Below are 16,671 nucleotides of genomic sequence, written 5' to 3'. Positions count from 1 at the left end.
TCTTCTGCTGCCCGCGTTTACCGCGCTCGATGATCAGCCATTTCCAGGAACGGGCGCCGCGGCCGGTGAACGTCCAGTCCACCCACGTGGACCGTGCCGTCGGCCGCGTCGGTGATCCGGGTGGCGATTCTGCGCGCCGTCCCGGAACAGGCCGCCGGTCGTCGGCAGTCCAGGAACACGCTCAACGGCTCGCGCCGCTGGTCGAACTTCAGAAAGACCGCGGTCAGGACGCTTGTGACGTTGGGCGTAGGCGAGGTGTTCATTCGGGTTTTGTGAGGTGGGCTTCGGCGAGGGTGCGGATCTCGTTCTTGGCGAGCTTGCCGCCGGAGGACTGGGGGAGTTCGTCGACGATCAGGAGGTGTTCGGGGAGCAGTTCCTTGGAGAAGCCCCGGGCGGTGAGGTGGTCGATCAGGGCGGGGAGGGCCAGGGGTCGCTCGTCGCGGGTGGTGACGACGGCGCAGACGCGTTCGCCGTAGAGGTCGTCGGGGACGGCGACGACGGCGGCCAGTTCGACGGCGGGGTGGGTGGCGACGGCCTCCTCGACCTGGACGGCGCTGATGTTCTTGCCGCCGCGGATGATGATGTCGGACGTGCGGCCCACCAGGTGCAGGTAGCCGTCGGCGTCGATGGTGACCAGGTCACCCATCAGGAGGTGGCCGTCGGGCGTGTAGAGCCGCTCGTTGGCGGCGGGGTCGTCGTAGTAGCCGGCCGAGAGCAGCGGGCCGATGCCGCCGGGGCGGCCGGGGCCGCCGGTCGCGGTGATGTCGGCGCCCGCGTCGTCGTACAGGCGCACTTCCATCTCGGGGATGACGCGGCCGCCGGTGCGCAGGCGGCGTTCGCGGGTGTCGTCGTGGCGGGTGTGGCTGAACGCGCCGCTCTCGTTGGAGCCGAAGAAGTTGAGGACGACCGCTCCGGTGCGTTCCTCGAACTCGGCGGCGCTGTCGTAGCCGATGGCCTCGCCGCCGGTGAACATCGCGCGGAGGCCGGAGAGGTCCGCGCAGCGGGCGGCGGTCGAGCGGAGGAGCATGCGGAACTGGGTGCTGACGGCGCACAGGACGGTCGCGCGCTCGCGTTCGATCATGCGGGCCATCGTGTTCGCGTCGAAGCGGGGCAGCACGACGGTGGGGACGCCGAGGAGCGTGGGCGCGACGTGCGCCGTCCACAGGCCGAAGCCGAACGGGGCGGGAACGGCGCCGAAGAAGACGTCGTCCGGGCCCAGGTCGCCGGCCTGGACGGCGAGGCGGCTGAACGCGACCCAGCGGTTCTGGAACTGGGTGACGCATTTGGGGAGGCCGGTGGTGCCGGACGTGGAGTTCAGCAGCCACAGGTCGTTGGGGCCGAGTTCGCGCCCGGCCGGGTCGGCGGGGGCGAGCGGCCGTTCGGTCGCGGTGGCGGCGTCGAGGAGGCGGAGGCCGTCGCCGAGGAGGAGGTGCCAGGAGAGGGCGGCGCCGTGGGGGCGGAGGGCGGCGGCCAGGCCGGTCATGTCGCGGTCGCGGTGCTCGGGGAGGGTGACGATCGTCCGGGCGCCGGTGCGGGCCACCAGGTGGGCGATCTCGGCGTCGCCGGCGCGGGAGCCGATGCCGACGGCGACGAGCCCGGCCCGTTCGGTGGCGAGCAGGGCGACGTGGAAGTCGGCGGTGTCGGGGAGCAGGAGCGCGATCCGGTCGCCGGGGGAGGCCAGGCCGGCGAGGGCGGCGGCGACCGTGTCGGCGCGGGCGTCGTACTCGGCCCAGGTGGTGGTCCTGGCGGGCTCGATGTACGCGGGCGCGTCCGGCCGCAGGCGGGCGTGCTCGCGGACCCGGTCGCTCAGCGTGCGGTCGGACCACCAGCCGGCGGCGGTGTAGCGGGCGGCGGCGGCCGGGTCGACGATCACTCGGCGCCCCAGGGCGTCATCGGGCGGCCGAACACCTCGCGCAGCATCGGCATGAAGAACTCCAGGTCCTCGCTGTCGTAGCCGGGGTCGAACGACGCCTGATCGTACGCCGCGCAGAAATGGGCGCACGCGTCGAAGTACGGGGAGTCGCGGTAGGCGTCGCGGCCGTCCCGGGGCATGCCGAGCTTCTCGCCGTAGTGGTAGGTCTGGAAGAGGCCGTGGTGCTTGACGATCCACCACGCCTCCTCGTCCAGGACGGGCCGGAGGATGGCGGCGGCGACCTCGCTGTGGTTGTCGGGGCACAGGTCGTCGCCGATGTCGTGCAGGAGCGCCGCGACGACGATGTCGAGGCGGGCGCCGTCGCGGTGGGCGCGGGTCGCCGACTGGAGCGAGTGCTCGTACCGGTCGACCCGGTAGCCGAACGTGTGGCCCTTCATGGCCTTGAGCAGGCCGAGGACGTTGTTCATCCAGTGCTCGGCCTTGTGGGCGGCGGCCTCGTCCCGGATGAGTTCCATCTCGGCGGGGGTGGCGTCGTCCATGCGGGTGAAGGTCACGGTCCGCGGTGCGCTGTCCATGGTCGCCTCCTGGTGCGTCGGGGCCTGCGGCGAGCGTAGGCCGCGCGGCGCGAGCTAATCAAGTGGCTGATTGGTTCCCAATCAAGCGGTTGACATTTCGGCGTGGCGTGGATCACTCTCGTGGCGAACCCCTGGCACGAGGAGGGCCGGATGACGGCTTCCACCCCCACCCCACCGCAGCCACCCGCCTCCAAGGCGAAGATGATCTTCGCCGTCAACCTGGGCAACACCCTGGAGTGGTACGACTGGACGGTCTTCGCGATCTTCGCGGGGTACTTCGCGGACGACTTCTTCCACACCGGCGACGAGATCTCCAACCTGCTGTCGGTGCTGGCCGTCTTCGCGGTCGGCTTCGTCATGCGGCCGATCGGCGGGATCGTCTTCGGCCGGCTCGCCGACCGCCGCGGCCGCGGCCTGGTGCTCCTGGTCACCATGTCGCTGGTGGCGCTGTCCAGCCTGATGATCGCCGCGGGCCCGGCGTACGCCTCGGCCGGCGTCCTCGCCTCGGCCTGGCTCGTGCTGTCGCGCTGCCTCCAGGGCTTCGCGCACGGCGGCGAGATGGGCGGCTCGTACACCTACATCGCCGAGCTGGCGAAGCCGCGCAACCGCGGCCTGTGGGGCAGCACGCTCATCATGTCCAACGTCCTCGGAACGGTCCTGGCGACCCTCCTCGGCGCGCTCCTGCGGCTCGGCCTCGGCGAGCGGGCGCTGGACGACTGGGGCTGGCGGATCCCGTTCGTCATCGGCGGGCTCCTCGGCATCGTCGCGCTCTACCTGCGGCGCACCCTGGAGGAGCCGCGGGTGTTCAGCGAGAGCAGGAAGGCGGCTCCGCCCCCTAGCAGCGGCGACCTCGCGCGCAACCTGTGGGCGGAACGCGCCTCCGTCGCGCGCGTCGTGGTGTTCGTCGCCGGCACCGGCGTCTTCTCCTACGCCTGGTCGGTGAGCGCGCCCGCGTACGCCACCAGCTTCTACGACGTCGACGCCGGCGCCGCCATGTGGGCGGGCGTCGGCGCGAACCTCGTCTTCATCGCGGCGCTCCCGCTGACGGCGATGCTGTCCGACCGCATCGGCCGCCGCGCCAACTTCATGATCTGGGGCGCCGGCGTAACCGTGCTCGCCTTCCCGCTGTCGTGGCTGCTCGGACCCAGCGGATGGTCGCTGCTGCTGGTGATGTCGCTGGCCCTGGCCGTGCAGGCGTTCGGCGGCGGTGTCCAGGTCGCCTGGTTCACCGAGCTGTTCAGCACCCGCGCGCGGGCCACCGGCGTGGGCCTCGCCGCCTCCGTCTCGGCCGCGGTCTTCGGCGGTACGGCGCCGTACCTGAACGCCTGGCTGACCGACAGGGGACTCGCGCACGTGTTCACCTGGTACGTCATCGTGCTGGCGCTGCTGACGATCGCCGTCGCCCACCGGACGCCCGAGACGCGGAACACCGAACTCGGCCACGTGCCGGGCGGGCCGCCCGTCCCGTCCGCGGACGCCGGGGCGGCCGGGTCGCCTAGACTCCGTACCGAGTGAGCGCTTGATGGAACCGGTCTCGCCGGTCCGGCCTCGCTCGGCACCCGGAACCGGCTCAGGAGACGAACACAGTGGCCCGTGGGCAGCGCGCGAAGATCCTCGAGCACTCCGCCCGGCTGTTCTCCCGGCAGGGGGTCGCGGCCACCACGATCCGCGAGATCGCCGAGAGCGTCGGACTGAACTCCGGGACCCTCTACCACTACTTCGGCTCCAAGGACGAGATCGCCTCGGAGATCCTGCTCGGCTTCCTGGACGAGCTGAGCGGCGAGTACCAGGGCGTGTCCCCGCACGGCGGCACCGCCCGGGACAACCTCCGGGAGCTGATCCGGATCTCGTTCCAGGTGGCCGTACGCCACCCGTACGCCACGGAGATCTACCAGAACGAGTACGGCGGCGGCCTGCCCACGCTGCCCCGCTACGACGAGATCATGGAACTGGTCGAGCGCTGCCACGAGGCGTGGAACCGGGTGATCGAGCACGGGGTGGCGCGCGAGGAGCTGCGCCGCGACATCGACGACCACAACTTCCAGCGGATCCTGCGCGAGGTCGTCTTCATGACCGTCCGCTGGAACCGGGAGACGCTCGCCGGCGAGGTGGACGCGCTGGCGGCCACGCTCACCTCCGCGTTCATCGACGGGTTCGGGGCCCGCCCGGACGAGCGGCGGACCGCGCCGTCCGAGGCCGCCCCCGCGCCCGCGCCCGCGCCGCCCGAAGCGGCGCCGGCACCCGGCAACGCGGAGCTGGCCCGCCTGAACACCGAGCTGAACGAGCTCAAGCGGACGGTCGAGATGATCCGCCGCGGCGGACGCTAGGCACCCCTTTCCTTCTCGACCGGCGGCCTCCGGGGCCGTCCGGGTGCCGGCGCCCGCCCTCGTTCCCGAACGTGCCGACCGCCGGCCGCGCCATGGCCGAGAAAGGAAGGGCCGTCATGACGGCCACCGACACGAGAACGACGACCCCCGCCCCCGTCGCGGGCGGCGCCGCGGAATGGTCGCCCGCGGTGATGCCGCCGATCGGCGCCGACCTGACCGGACGGCAGAAGCTCGCCTGCGCGTTCGGGATCCTGGCCCGGTCCGGGTTCACCGAGAACATCGCCGGCCACATCACCGTCCGCGCCGAGGACTCCGCCGACCCCGAGAGCCTGTGGATCAACCCGTGGGGCCTGTGGTGGGAGGAGATCACCGCCTCCGACGTCTGCCGGGTGTCGCCCGGCGGCGACGTCCTCGAAGGCCGGTGGGACGTGACGCCCGCGTACCACATCCACACCGAGCTGCACCGCCGCCGCCCGGACGCCCGCGTCGTCGTGCACAACCACCCGTACCACGCCACCGTGCTGGCGGCGCTCGGCGCGCTGCCGGAGTTCGTGCACCAGACCGGGTCGATGTTCGACGGCGACCTGGCCTTCGTCGACGAGTACACCGGCGAGGTCGCCAGCCCCGAACTGGGCGCCGACCTGGCGGAACGCATCGGCGACGCCTCGGTGGTGCTGCTGGCCAACCACGGCGTCATCGTCACCGGCGCCTCCGTGGAGGAGGCCGTCTACCGGGCCGCGACGCTCGAACGGCAGTGCCGGCTGACCTGCGACGTGCTCGGCCGCGACCGCACGCTCGTCCCGCCGCCCCTCCGCCGCGCCATGAAGGCGTCCCTGCTGGAGCGCGGCACCGACTTCTTCTGGAACGGCGCCGTGCGCGCGCTGCTCCGCGACCGTCCGGAGGTACTGGACTGATGACGATCAACATCGACGACCTGGCCGGGAACACGTCGTTCACGACCGGCGGCAAGGGCGCGTCCGGCCCCACCTGGCTGCCCGAGCCCGAACGCCGCGAGCGCAGGTACACCGTCATCTCGGTCGACGACCACATCGTCGAGCCGCCGGACACGTTCGCGGGCCGCCTCCCCGCGAAGTACGCCGACCGCGCGCCCCGCGTCACCGAGAAGGCGGACGGCGCCGAGGTGTGGGTGTACGACGGGCAGGAGTTCCCGAACGTCGGCTTCAACGCCGTCGTCGGCCGCCCCGTCAGCGAGTACAGCTTCGAGCCGAGCCGCTTCGACGAGATGCGCCGCGGCGCGTGGGACATCCACCACCGGATCAAGGACATGGACCTCGCCGGGATCTACGCGTCCCTGAACTTCCCCTCGTTCCTCCCCGGCTTCGCCGGCCAGCGCCTCCAGCTCACCACCGAGGACACCGGACTCGCGCTGGCCTCCGTGCGCGCCTGGAACGACTGGCACCTCGAGGAATGGGCCGGCGCGTACCCCGACCGGATCATCCCGTGCCAGATCCCGTGGCTGCTGGACCCCGAACTGGGCGCCGAGGAGATCCGCCGCAACGCCGAGCGGGGCTTCAAGGCCGTCACGTTCTCCGAGGCCCCGCAGAAGCTCGGCCTGCCCTCCCTGCACACCGGCCACTGGGACCCGATCATGCGGGCGTGCGCCGAGACCGGCACCGTCGTCAACCTGCACATCGGCTCGTCCGGAACGTCCCCGGCCACCGCCGACGACGCCCCGCCGGACACCGTCGGCGTCCTCTTCTTCGGGTACGCGATGTTCGCCGCCGTCGACTGGCTCTACTCGATGCTCCCCGTCCGCTACCCCGACCTCAGGATCTGCCTAAGCGAGGGCGGCATCGGCTGGGTCGCCGGCCTGATGGACCGGCTCGACCACATGCTGAGCTACCACGAGATGTACGGGACCTGGACGCCGGACATCGGCCTCACCCCGGCCGAGGTCCTCAAGCGCAACTTCTGGTTCTGCGCCGTCGAGGACCAGTCCTCGTTCGCCCTCCGCGACCGCATCGGCGTCGAGAACATCCTGCTGGAGAGCGACTACCCGCATTGCGACTCCACCTGGCCGGACACCCAGTCGGTCATCGAGTCCGAGATCGGCGGCCTGCCCGCCGCCGACATAGCCCGCTTCACCTGGCAGAACGCCGCCGACCTCTACCGCCACCCCGTACCGGAGGCGATCCGGCGAGACCCGAACGCCTACTGACGCCGGACGAGGGGCGCCCGCGTCCGGGCGCCCCTCACCCCTCCTCCGGCTCCACCACGCTCCACGACACGTCGAGCCAGTGCTCCCCGGGCGCCTGACCTTCCCGCGAACCGGCCTCGCGAACGGCCATCAGGACGTCCCCGAAGTAGAAGTCCACCCCGGTCAGCTCACCGCCGCCCCCCGGTGGAAAGGGCGCCACCTCCGCCAACTCCCGCGCGATCGTCGGCCACACCTGCGGCTCGTCACTGCGATCGACCATGTAGAGGTCTCCGGGCGCATAATGCAGCCCGTAGTCCTGCGGAGCCTCCCAATGGAACTCGTCGCGGCCCTCCCTGAACTCCATTCCTGAGCGGAAGAGTCCTATCTGAACGGCCGTCCCATCCTCGAAGTTGATCTCCAGCGGTGCTCTGGGAGACGGTGAGTGCCAATCGGTCAGGCAGAAGACCTGGCGGATCTGAACGAGCTGCTTCCCGCGCATCAGCCAGAGAAAGTCCGGCAGCCGGGCCGGGCTCTCTCCTTGAAGCATGCGGCGGCTCAGTTCGATCCACAGGCGCTCCTCGGGATGGATTCGCACGTCACCCTCGAGCGGGCGGAGGAACTCGGCCGCACGGTCCCCGGTGCCTTCGTTGACAAGGAGCAGCAGAGAACTTCGGCTTTGGGGAACCGCGACGAAATATTCTGTCAGCAGTTCGCCGGCACGCTCTACCTGGCGGGTGTTCCCGGAGCGCCGCAAGGGTCGCCGTATCCAGCGGGAGGTGCATGTCATCAAGTCGTAGAGGAGATCCCCTACCCATAAACGGGCAAGGACGGAGAGTTGGTCGTCGTTCAGTTCCTCGCGAAAGATCGCGCGCCAATGCCTGTCGCTGGGCGATGTCGTCTCTCGTAGCCGGGACCAGGTGATGTCCTTGAACGTGGGCATGGCCGCCGCCAACAGGACGCCCCATCGTGCTGAACTGAGCAAACGCGGCGGCAGACCGCTGCCTTCCCCGAGTGGATTTTCGACCGACCACCCGTCGGCCAGGAGCCGCAACGCGATCTCGAGCGCGTCCAGCGCTTTCGTCACGTTCTCCAGCGTCGGTTTATGGCCGGGGTCCCATTCGAGGCTGGTGCTGTCCCACGGCGCGGCCACGCTCAGCAGGGACGGCGGCACCGGATCCTCTTCCAGCATGCGCGTGACCCTAGTGGTCTCGGCTAGGGCGGTGGTGGTGGCGGACAAGGTCGGTCTCGGGGAAACGGGGACGTAGGGGCGACCGATAGTTTGGGGGTGTGAAGCAGGCGTTCAGCGATTTCTTCGATGGTGTCGGGTATCTGTTCCGGGGGCTGGGGTGGGTCGCGCGGCATCCGCTGCAGTGGCTGTTCGGGCTGATCCCTGCGGTGATCGTGCTCGTCGCGTACGCGGCGGCGCTCGGGGCGCTGGCGTGGAACCTGGACGGCGTGGCCGGGTGGCTGACGCCGTTCGCCGACGGGTGGTCGGAGTGGCCGCGGACGGCGGCCCGGGTCGTGGCGGGGATCGCGGTGTTCGGGGCGTCGCTGTTCGTGGCGATCCTGACGTTCACGGCGCTGACGCTGCTGGTGGGCGACCCGTTCTACGAGAACATCTCCGAGAAGGTCGAGGAGTCGCAGGGCGGGGCGCCGCCCGAGCCGGACGTGCCGCTGATGACGCAGATCGGGCGGGCGATCAAGGACGCGCTGCTGCTGGGGCTCGTCGCGCTGGGGTTCGCGGTGGTGTTCTTCGCGTGCGGGTTCCTGCCCGTGGTCGGGCAGACGGTGGTGCCGGTCGTCGCGGCGTTCGTGTCGGGGTACTTCCTGACGGGCGAGCTCACGTCGGTGGCGATGGACCGGCGCGGGGTGCTGCGCAAGGAGCGGTTCGCGCTCATGAAGCGGCGGCGGCCGCTGGTGCTCGGTTTCGGTGTCGCGACCGTGGTGATCTTCCTCATCCCGCTGGGCGCGGTGCTGGCGATGCCCGGCGCGGTGGCCGGCGGAACGCTGCTGGCCCGCGAGCGGCTGGCGGCCGATCCGCAGGTCATGAGCGCGCGGCAGGGGACGCCGCAGCAGTATTGAGCCGTTGGGAAGATGTGTCCTGAGTGTGATGGCCCGGCCCATCGGGGGCACTGATCTTGCCGTACGGTGTTCCGCATGTCCGATGAGGGGGAGCGCGGGGGGCGCTGGGCCGACATGAGCGATGACTCCGCCGACCGTGAGGAGAGCGCCCGGGTGACCGTTCCGGATGTCGAAGGGTCCGAGCCCGCGGGGCGGACGGATTTCTCCGGGCCGTCGCCGCTGGAGCAGGCCCGCCAGGCCGAGGATGTGAAGGTCGCCCCGGTGGCCGACGGGCCCGCCGCGCAGGAAGACGACGAGCTGTTCGCCGGTGAGGGCGACCCGCAGTACGCGGGGGTGGCCGCTCCGGGGCCGGCGGGTCCGGTACGGCCGGGCAAGCCGAGCAGCGGCAACTGGCAGATGCCCGACTGGATGGCGGACGAGGACGCGGCCGACTCCAAGCTGGGCCGGCAGGGCGACCTGGACGAGGGCGGCCGGTCGAAGCTGGCGCTGTACGGCGGTGTCGGGCTGCTGGTGGTGGCGCTGCTCGCCGCGGGCGGCGTCTACCTGTTCAAGCAGCGCGGCGGTGCGGCCGAGGCGGAGACGAAGAAGTCGTCGACCGACCAGGAGGCCGCCCCCGAGGTGCGGATGCCGGCGGAGAAGCCGCTGCGGAAGTTCGCCGGGCGGCCGAGCCGGATCCTGGGCGGCGTGACCGACCCGCAGAGCGGGCTCGTCTACCCGCGGATGGCCGGGCCGTGGCAGGTGCCGACGAAGAAGAACAAGCTGGGCACGCCCGGCTGGTCGGGGCAGCAGGTGCTGGTGACCGAGCGCACCGGCAGGCAGATGTGGTACGGCCAGCTGCTGACCGGCGTCCTCAACCCGAGCCTGCAGAGCGAGTACAAGGGGCCGGAGAGCGTGCCCGCGGTCGCGGTGCAGGCGGCCAAGGGCATCGAGGCGCAGTACTACGCGTTCCCGCACAAGTCGACGCCGCTGGCCTCGCAGGCGCTGAACGTGGACGGCCGCAAGGGCTGGCTCGTCGCCTCGTACCTCACGTACAAGCGGGCGGGCGTCAAGGCGACCGGCGAGGTCGTCGCCACCGCGGTGATCGACAACGGGAAGCCGGCCCCGGCGGTGGCGTTCGCGTCCGTGCCGAACACGCACAAGTCGCTGTGGCCGGACATCAACCGGTTCATGGCGCAGCTCAAGGTCGCGGCCTGACCATTTCGTTGTTTTTCGCCTACTCTGCCCCGTGTGGCGCAGAGTGAGGATCCCGCCGACGACGATGCCCCGACCGGCCCCCTGCCGATCGTTCCCGAACGTCCCGACCTGATCCCCGCCGAGTCCGTGCGGCGGCAGGACCTGATCGCCGCGGCGGTGGTCGGGGCGTTCCTGATCCTGGCGCTGGGCGCCTGCGTGGCCACGGTCTGGCCCTGACCGAATCCGGTTCTAGTACGCTGTCGCCATGGCGATCGGGCTGACCGAGGAACACGAGGCGCTGGCCGCCTCGGTACGCGGGACCATCGAGCGGGACGGCGCGGCACCGGAGCAGCTGGGGCTGCACGTGCCCGAGGAGTACGGCGGCCAGGGCTTCGGCCTCCTGGAGCAGGCCGTCGTCCTGGAGGAGCTGGGCCGGGCGCTGGTGCCCGGCACGTACGCGCCGACCGTGCTGGCCTCGGCGGCCATCGCGGCCGGCGGGACGCGGCGGGCGCGCGAGGAACTCCTGCCCGGGCTGGTGAACGGCGACCTCAGCGCCGGTCTCGCCTTCGGGGACGGCCTCGTGCTGGGCGGCCCCGACGTCGACCTGGTGGTGGCGAACGTCGGCGGGCGCTGGGCCGTGCTCGACGGGCTCGCCGTCAGCGAGGTGAAGGACGCCGAGGCCCTGGACCTGACCCGCGCGGTCGGCCGGGTCGAGCTGGACGGTCTCGCCGTACCGGACGAGCGTGTTCTGCAGGACGTGGACGCCCTCGCGGTCGTCCTCCTGGGAGCGGAGGCGTGCGGTGTCGCGGGCCGCGCGCTGGACGACGCGGTCGCGTACGCCAAGCTGCGCGAGCAGTTCGGCCGCCCCATCGGCCAGTTCCAGGGCGTCAAGCACAAGTGCTCCCGCATGCTCATCGCGGCCGAGCGCGCCCGGGCCGCCGTGTGGGACGCGATCCGGGCGCTGGACGAGGACGACGGGAAGCAGCGCGCCTACGCCGTGAACGTCGCGGCCGTACTCGCCGCCGACGCCGCCGTGGAGTGCGCCGAGGGCAGCATCCAGGTCCACGGAGGCATCGGCTACACCTACGAGCACGACGCCCACCGCGTCTACCGGCGCGCGCTGACGCTGCGGGCGGCGCTGGGCCGGCCCGCCGCGCACCGCGCTGAACTGGCCGGGCTGGCGCTGGACGGCGTGCGCCGCCCGATGGAGGTCGAGCTTCCCGAGGGCCCGGACGGCGCTGACGGCGTGCGCGGCGCCATCCGGGAGCGGGTGGCGGAGATGGCCGCCATGGACGTCTTCGAGCAGCGCGCCGCGATGGCGGAGGGCGGCTGGGTGACCCCGCACCTGCCGAAGCCGTGGGGCCGCGACGCCGGCCCGGTCGAGCAGATCGTGATCCAGCAGGAGCTGCGGGCGGCGGGCGTGAAACCCGTGCCGCTGATGATCGCGGCGTGGGTCGTCCCGTCGCTGGTCCAGTACGGGACGCCCGAGCAGCAGGAGCGGTTCCTGCCGCCGACGCTGCGCGGCGAGATCATCTGGTGCCAGCTGTTCAGCGAGCCGGGCGCCGGTTCGGACCTGGCCGGGCTGGCCACCCGCGCCGAGCGGACCGAGGGCGGCTGGACGATCACCGGCCAGAAGATCTGGACGTCGCTCGCCCGGGACGCGCAGTGGGGCGTGTGCATCGCCCGTACCGACCCGGACCGCCCCAAGCACGACGGCATCACGTACTTCCTGATCGACATGGCCTCCGCCGGGATCGACGTCCGGCCGCTGCGCGAGTGCACCGGCGACGCCGTCTTCAACGAGGTCTTCCTGGACGGCGTGTTCGTCCCGGACGCCATGGTCGTGGGCCCGGTCAACGAGGGCTGGCGGGTCGCCCGCAACACCCTCGCCAACGAGCGCGTCGGCCTGACCAGCACGTTCCAGCTCGGCGGCGACGTGCCGAAGCTGTTGCGCCTGGCGGGCGAGCTGGGCCTGTCCGACGACCCGCTCGTCCGGGACGAGCTGGGCCGGCTGGCGTGCGACGAGCACGCGTTCGCGCTGCTCGGCCTGCGCGCCACCCTCAAGCAGCTGTCGGGCACGGACCCGGGCGCGACCGCGAACGTCCGCAAGCTGGTCGCGATGGAGCACGGCCAGAAGGTCACCGAGTTCGGCTTCTCGCTGCTGGGGCCCGAAGGGGCGCTGACCGGCGGCTGGAAAAGCGATCTGCGCCGCAGGTGGACCCGGCACCTGCTCGCCTCGCGGGCGATGACGATCGGCGGCGGCACCACGGAGGTCAACCTGAACGTGATCGCCGAACGCATCCTGGGCCTGCCGCGCGACGCCTGATCGCGCGGCTCCTGGACCGTTCGGATAGCCTCGTTCGCCTGATGACGGGGCGAACGCGGCATCTGGCGGCCGCTCTCACCGGGCTCGGGCTCGGGCTGGCGGTGCTCGGGCCGGGGCTCGCGCCCGGGTTCGTGCTGTCGTACGACATGGTGTTCGTCCCGGACCCCGCGTTCACCCGGCTGACGTTCGGCCTGACCGGGACGGTCCCGCGGCACGTGCCGAGCGACGCGTTCGTGACCGCGCTGGCCGTGCTGGCGCCGGCGTGGCTGGTGCAGCGCCTGGTGCTGCTGTCGATCTTCGTCATGGCGTGCGCGTCGGCGGCCTCGCTCGTCCCGTCCCGGCGGGTACTGCCGAGGCTGGTCGCGGGCGTCGCGTACGCGTGGAACCCGTTCGTCGCCGAGCGCCTCCTCCTCGGCCAGTGGGCCCTGCTCCTCGGGTACGCCGCGCTGCCCTGGGCGCTGGCCGCCGCGGTCACGACGGATCGGCGCGGCGGCGGGCGGCGGCTGCTCTGCGCGCTGATCCCGGCGGCGATCGGCGGGTTCGCGGCCCTGGCCGTGTCGGGGCTGGCGGCGTTCGCGGCGGGCCGCCGCCGGTTCAAGGTCCTCGCCGTTCTCGCCGTGCTGAGCCTGCCCTGGCTCGTGCCGAGCCTGCTGCGCCCGGACGGCGTACCGGGCGACGGCCTGGGGGTGGAGACCTTCGCCGCGCGCGCGGACACCCCGTTCGGAACGCTCGGCAGCCTCCTCCTGCTAGGAGGCGTCTGGAACGGCGAAACCGTTCCCCTCGGCTACGGCGCTCCAGTAACGGCCACTCTTTGGGCGCTGGTGGTACTCGGCGCCCTCGCCGCCTACACCTGGCACATCCGCAGACCCGGCGTCCCCGGCGGGACGGGTGTGCCCGGCGCCCTGAACGCGAGCCGGGACGCGGCGGCGAGCGGCCACGCGGCGGGCGTGTCCTCGGGGTTCTGGGGGCGGGTCGCGGTGGCGGCGGGGGCCGGGTTCGGGGTGGCGGCGGTCGGGGCCGTGGTGCCGGGCCTGCTCGAAGGGGCCATTTCCCTCTGGTCGGGGTTCGCGGTGTTCCGGGACGGGCAGCAGTTCGCGGCGCCGCTGGCCGCCGTCGTCGCGGCCGGCCTCGGGATCGCGGCGGAGAAGGCGCTGCGGGCGCGGTACGCGGCGGTCGCGTACGGGGCGCTGCTCGCGCCGGTGGTGCTGCTGCCCTCGCTGGCGTGGGGGGCGGCCGGCCAGTTGCGGCCGGTGGAGTACCCGGACGACTGGGCCCGCGCCCGGGACGTGGTCGCGGCCGACCGGGCGCCGGGGGACGTGCTGGTGCTGCCGTGGGCGGCGTACCGGAGTTACGCCTGGAACCACGGCCGGCGGGTCCTCGATCCGCTGCCGCGGTACCTGAGCGACCGGCGGGTGGTCGTGAACGACGCCGTGATGGTGGGCGGGGAGACGGTGGCGCCGGAGGATCCGCGGGCGGTGTGGCTGGACGCGGCGATCCGGTCCGGCGGGCCGCTGACGGAGGTGCTGGGGAAGCACGGGATCCGGTACGTGGCGGTGGACGCCGCGGACCCGTCGGCGGGTCCGGAGCGGCTCCCCGGGGCCGAGCGCGTGGTGCGGGGACCGGATTTGGTGCTGTACCGAATCCCGGTAACGGTCACTGTGGCGGAGGAGAACGCGCCGGTGGCGGCCACAGCGCTCGCCTGGATTGTCGTAAGTGTGGCGATTTTCTGGTCTCTTTCTGGCTATTTTGTGACCTCAGCCACTACTCTGGGCCTCCCGTTACTCGGCAGTATTCCCCGTCGAAGGGCCCCCTGATGCGCATTGCCGTTGCCGCTATCGTCGGTGTCATGCTGGCCGCCGGCGCCTCGTTCGGCGTGGTTCAGCTGTCCAGCGCCTCCCAGCAGGACCCGGTCATCAAGCCGCTCTACAACTACGGCTCCCGCTGACCCCGGGCCCCTGAGGTCCCCCGTGAGCGCCCTGGGCGGCGGCCCCGTCCAACTGGAGATCGTGGTCCCGGCCTACAACGAGGCCGAGCGCCTCCCGGCCGGGCTCGCCCTGCTGGGGGAGAAGCTGGCCGGGATCGGCGTCCGGTCGGAGATCATCGTCGTCGACAACGCCAGCACCGACGGCACCGCCGAGGTCATCGCCGGTTGGCGCGGGCCCGTGCCGGTGCGCGGGCTGTACTGCGCGCAGCGCGGCAAGGGGGCCGCGGTACGGGTCGGCCTGCTGGCCACCCGCGCCCCGTACGCGGGGTTCTGCGACGCCGACATGGCGACCGACCTGGCCGCGCTCGACGGCGCGCTGGAACTGCTGCGGGCGGGCCATCCCGTGGTGGTCGGGTCGCGCCGCCACCCCGACTCGCTGGTCGAGGGGTACGGGCAGCTCATGCGGCGGCTGGGCGCGATCACGTTCAACCGGCTGGTGCGCGACCTGGCCGGCGACATCGCCGACACCCAGTGCGGCTTCAAGTTCTTCTTCGGCCCGCTGGCCCGCGCGGCCGCGGCCGACCTGCGGACCGCCGGGTTCGCGTTCGACGTCGAGCTGCTGATGCACTGCGTCCGCCGCGGCGCGTCGATCACCGGCATCCCGGTGGTGTGGTCCGACCGCCCGGGGACGACGTTCTCGGTACGGCGGCACACCTCGCAGTGCCTGCTCGACCTGGCCCGCATCCGCGCCCGCGCGGCGGCACCCGGCCGTCCCGCGCCCGCGCCCGCGCAACGCTCGGGGGCGACCCAGCTCCTCACCGTCCAGCCGCCGCCGCTCGCGCTGCCGAAGGGGCACGAGGCCAAGACGGGATGAGCAGCGGCGATGCGCGACTCGCGGTCGTGAACTGGAGGGACCCCTGGCATCCGGCCGCCGGCGGTGCGGAGCGCTACGCGTGGGAGGTCGCGCGGCGCCTGGCGGCCGGGGGCGCGCGCGTCCGGTACGTCACGGCGCGCGCGAGCGGGCAGCGCCGCAGGGAGCGCGTGGACGGCGTCGAGTTCGTCCGGCTCGGCGGCCGCTTCACCGTCTACCCGCTGGTGCTGCTCTGGACGCTCCTGAGACGGCGGTCCTTCGACGCCGTGGTCGACTGCCAGAACGGCATCCCGTTCTTCACCCCTTGGGTCCTGCCGAGGCGGGTCCCCGTCTTCTGCGTGATCCACCATGTGCACGACGCGCAGTTCGGGCTCTACTTCCCGCGCTGGATGGCCTGGTTCGGCCGCATGCTGGAAGGGCCCGTCGCCCGCTGGTCCTACCGGCGCCACGCGTACGTGTGCGTCTCGCCCTCGACGCTGAGCGCCGTACGGGAGCGCCTCCGCTGGACAGGGGCGGCCTACGTCATCCCCAACGGCACGACCGTCGTTCCGGAACGGGCGGACGCGGACGGCCCCGCCGGAGACCCCGACCTGGTGTGCGTCACCCGGCTCGTCCCGCACAAGCGCGCCGGGCGCCTCCTGGACATCGCCGAGGAGCTGCGCGGCCGCCATCCCGGCCTGCGCCTGCACGTGATCGGGGACGGGCCGGAGGCGCCGCGGCTGGCCGCCGAGATCGAGCGGCGCGGCCTGGCGGGCACCGTCGTCGCGCACGGCTACGTGCCGGAGGCGGTGAAGGCGGCGCTGGTGGCGCGCGCGGCGCTGCATCTGAGCACGTCGCAGGGGGAGGGCTGGGGGCTGAGCGTGATCGAGGCGGCGGCGCTGGGCGTGCCGACCGCCGCGTACGACGTGGACGGCCTGCGCGACGCCGTGCGCGACGGCACGACCGGCTGGCTCGCCGACCCGGGCGAGGACCTCGCGGCCGTGGCCGAGCGCGCCCTGAAGGAGCTGGCGGACGCCGGACGCCGGGACGAGGTCGCCGCCGACTGCCGCGAGTGGGCCGCCGCCTTCGACTGGGACCGGACCGCGGCCCGCTGGGCGGAGCTGATCGCCGCGGCGGTACGGGCCGGAACCGCCACGACCACGGACGGACAGGCCCATATCGTCGAGCGGCGGTACGGTGACGGGCAGCCGCGCGTCGCGGAGGGACCCGTCCGCGATCTGCTGCTCGCCGAGGGCGGCCGGGCCGTCCGGGAGGCGACCGCGATCGAACGGCTCCTCGGCGAGGCCGGCAGGGCCGGCGGGACCGGGGAGACCGGCGAGTCTTGATCCGCGCAGCGGCGGCACGATCGGAAGGAGCCTCGCG

The 16,671-nt window shown here is 72.6% G+C and carries 16 protein-coding genes; 12 read left to right on the top strand and 4 right to left on the bottom strand.

The annotated features are described in order from the left end of the window. Positions 1 to 17 precede the first annotated feature (17 nt). Genes ACA361_RS04130 through ACA361_RS04120 form a run of 3 tightly spaced genes read right to left on the bottom strand, consistent with a single transcriptional unit; the run spans position 18 to position 2,448 of the window. Positions 18 to 263 carry a hypothetical protein gene (locus ACA361_RS04130; protein WP_375010427.1) on the bottom strand — a complete coding sequence of 82 codons (246 nt, stop codon included), beginning with the start codon at positions 261 to 263 and terminating at the stop codon, positions 18 to 20. Then, positions 260 to 1,873: a class I adenylate-forming enzyme family protein gene (locus ACA361_RS04125; protein WP_375010426.1), complete on the bottom strand. Its 1,614-nt coding sequence runs from the start codon at positions 1,871 to 1,873 to the stop codon at positions 260 to 262. Before ACA361_RS04125 ends, ACA361_RS04130 begins: the two co-directional genes overlap by 4 nt. Then, entirely contained in the window at positions 1,870 to 2,448 is a 579-nt protein-coding gene (locus ACA361_RS04120) for an HD domain-containing protein (RefSeq protein WP_375010425.1), read from the bottom strand. Before ACA361_RS04120 ends, ACA361_RS04125 begins: the two co-directional genes overlap by 4 nt. A gap of 150 nt (positions 2,449 to 2,598) precedes the next feature. Here ACA361_RS04120 and ACA361_RS04115 point away from each other — a divergent pair, with 150 nt between their 5' ends. The 4 genes from ACA361_RS04115 to ACA361_RS04100 all read left to right on the top strand — a co-directional run bounded on the left by ACA361_RS04115 (position 2,599) and on the right by ACA361_RS04100 (position 6,954). Beyond that, complete coding sequence (locus ACA361_RS04115; RefSeq protein WP_375010424.1) at positions 2,599 to 3,963, top strand: MFS transporter; 1,365 nt, start codon at positions 2,599 to 2,601, stop codon at positions 3,961 to 3,963. A 71-nt stretch (positions 3,964 to 4,034) separates the two neighbouring features. Then, entirely contained in the window at positions 4,035 to 4,775 is a 741-nt protein-coding gene (locus ACA361_RS04110) for a TetR/AcrR family transcriptional regulator (RefSeq protein ID WP_375010423.1), read from the top strand. Between the two features lie 116 nt (positions 4,776 to 4,891). Next, positions 4,892 to 5,689 carry a class II aldolase/adducin family protein gene (locus ACA361_RS04105; RefSeq protein WP_375010422.1) on the top strand — a complete coding sequence of 266 codons (798 nt, stop codon included), beginning with the start codon at positions 4,892 to 4,894 and terminating at the stop codon, positions 5,687 to 5,689. Continuing rightward, the gene (locus ACA361_RS04100; protein ID WP_375010421.1) at positions 5,689 to 6,954 is read left to right on the top strand and encodes an amidohydrolase family protein; all 1,266 of its coding nucleotides are present in this window, start codon (positions 5,689 to 5,691) and stop codon (positions 6,952 to 6,954) included. The genes ACA361_RS04105 and ACA361_RS04100 overlap by 1 nt, the downstream gene beginning before the upstream one ends. A gap of 34 nt (positions 6,955 to 6,988) precedes the next feature. Here ACA361_RS04100 and ACA361_RS04095 read toward each other — a convergent pair whose 3' ends face one another. Then, the gene (locus ACA361_RS04095) at positions 6,989 to 8,122 is read right to left on the bottom strand and encodes a hypothetical protein (protein ID WP_375010420.1); all 1,134 of its coding nucleotides are present in this window, start codon (positions 8,120 to 8,122) and stop codon (positions 6,989 to 6,991) included. 98 nt (positions 8,123 to 8,220) lie between these two features. Between ACA361_RS04095 and ACA361_RS04090 the strand changes: the two genes are divergently transcribed. The 8 genes from ACA361_RS04090 (at position 8,221) to ACA361_RS04055 (ending at position 16,634) form a co-directional block, all read left to right on the top strand. Then, the gene (locus ACA361_RS04090; RefSeq protein ID WP_375010419.1) at positions 8,221 to 9,015 is read left to right on the top strand and encodes an EI24 domain-containing protein; all 795 of its coding nucleotides are present in this window, start codon (positions 8,221 to 8,223) and stop codon (positions 9,013 to 9,015) included. A 75-nt stretch (positions 9,016 to 9,090) separates the two neighbouring features. Further along, positions 9,091 to 10,209 (top strand): hypothetical protein, encoded by a 1,119-nt coding sequence (locus tag ACA361_RS04085; RefSeq protein WP_375010418.1) that lies wholly within the window; start codon positions 9,091 to 9,093, stop codon positions 10,207 to 10,209. A gap of 33 nt (positions 10,210 to 10,242) precedes the next feature. Then, complete coding sequence (locus ACA361_RS04080; protein ID WP_375010417.1) at positions 10,243 to 10,425, top strand: hypothetical protein; 183 nt, start codon at positions 10,243 to 10,245, stop codon at positions 10,423 to 10,425. A gap of 28 nt (positions 10,426 to 10,453) precedes the next feature. Further along, positions 10,454 to 12,514, top strand: coding sequence for an acyl-CoA dehydrogenase (locus ACA361_RS04075; RefSeq protein ID WP_375010416.1), 2,061 nt, complete (start codon positions 10,454 to 10,456; stop codon positions 12,512 to 12,514). Between the two features lie 41 nt (positions 12,515 to 12,555). Next, on the top strand, positions 12,556 to 14,328 hold the full coding sequence (locus ACA361_RS04070; protein ID WP_375010415.1) for a hypothetical protein: 1,773 nt from the start codon (positions 12,556 to 12,558) through the stop codon (positions 14,326 to 14,328). Further along, positions 14,328 to 14,459, top strand: a complete 132-nt coding sequence (locus ACA361_RS04065) for a hypothetical protein (RefSeq protein ID WP_375010414.1) — start codon at positions 14,328 to 14,330, stop codon at positions 14,457 to 14,459. The genes ACA361_RS04070 and ACA361_RS04065 overlap by 1 nt, the downstream gene beginning before the upstream one ends. A 22-nt stretch (positions 14,460 to 14,481) precedes the next feature. Further along, the gene (locus ACA361_RS04060; protein ID WP_375010413.1) at positions 14,482 to 15,312 is read left to right on the top strand and encodes a glycosyltransferase; all 831 of its coding nucleotides are present in this window, start codon (positions 14,482 to 14,484) and stop codon (positions 15,310 to 15,312) included. Then, on the top strand, positions 15,309 to 16,634 hold the full coding sequence (locus tag ACA361_RS04055; protein ID WP_375010412.1) for a glycosyltransferase family 4 protein: 1,326 nt from the start codon (positions 15,309 to 15,311) through the stop codon (positions 16,632 to 16,634). Before ACA361_RS04060 ends, ACA361_RS04055 begins: the two co-directional genes overlap by 4 nt. Positions 16,635 to 16,671 lie beyond the last annotated feature (37 nt).

The organism is Actinomadura sp. 21ATH, assembly GCF_041951345.1.
GTDB lineage: Bacteria > Actinomycetota > Actinomycetes > Streptosporangiales > Streptosporangiaceae > Spirillospora.
The sequence above is the reverse complement of the archived record's forward strand: the minus strand, read 5'-3'. Positions and strand labels throughout refer to the sequence as shown.

What these genes read in the sequence shown, in the direction of transcription:
- ACA361_RS04130 (WP_375010427.1), bottom strand. Translation starts at nt 263, where the DNA reads ATGAACACCTCGCCTACGCCCAACGTCACAAGCGTCCTGACCGCGGTC.
- ACA361_RS04120 (WP_375010425.1), bottom strand. Translation starts at nt 2,448, where the DNA reads ATGGACAGCGCACCGCGGACCGTGACCTTCACCCGCATGGACGACGCC.
- ACA361_RS04115 (WP_375010424.1), top strand. Translation starts at nt 2,599, where the DNA reads ATGACGGCTTCCACCCCCACCCCACCGCAGCCACCCGCCTCCAAGGCG.
- ACA361_RS04105 (WP_375010422.1), top strand. Translation starts at nt 4,892, where the DNA reads ATGACGGCCACCGACACGAGAACGACGACCCCCGCCCCCGTCGCGGGC.
- ACA361_RS04100 (WP_375010421.1), top strand. Translation starts at nt 5,689, where the DNA reads ATGACGATCAACATCGACGACCTGGCCGGGAACACGTCGTTCACGACC.
- ACA361_RS04095 (WP_375010420.1), bottom strand. Translation starts at nt 8,122, where the DNA reads ATGCTGGAAGAGGATCCGGTGCCGCCGTCCCTGCTGAGCGTGGCCGCG.
- ACA361_RS04085 (WP_375010418.1), top strand. Translation starts at nt 9,091, where the DNA reads ATGTCCGATGAGGGGGAGCGCGGGGGGCGCTGGGCCGACATGAGCGAT.
- ACA361_RS04075 (WP_375010416.1), top strand. Translation starts at nt 10,454, where the DNA reads ATGGCGATCGGGCTGACCGAGGAACACGAGGCGCTGGCCGCCTCGGTA.
- ACA361_RS04070 (WP_375010415.1), top strand. Translation starts at nt 12,556, where the DNA reads ATGACGGGGCGAACGCGGCATCTGGCGGCCGCTCTCACCGGGCTCGGG.
- ACA361_RS04065 (WP_375010414.1), top strand. Translation starts at nt 14,328, where the DNA reads ATGCGCATTGCCGTTGCCGCTATCGTCGGTGTCATGCTGGCCGCCGGC.
- ACA361_RS04055 (WP_375010412.1), top strand. Translation starts at nt 15,309, where the DNA reads ATGAGCAGCGGCGATGCGCGACTCGCGGTCGTGAACTGGAGGGACCCC.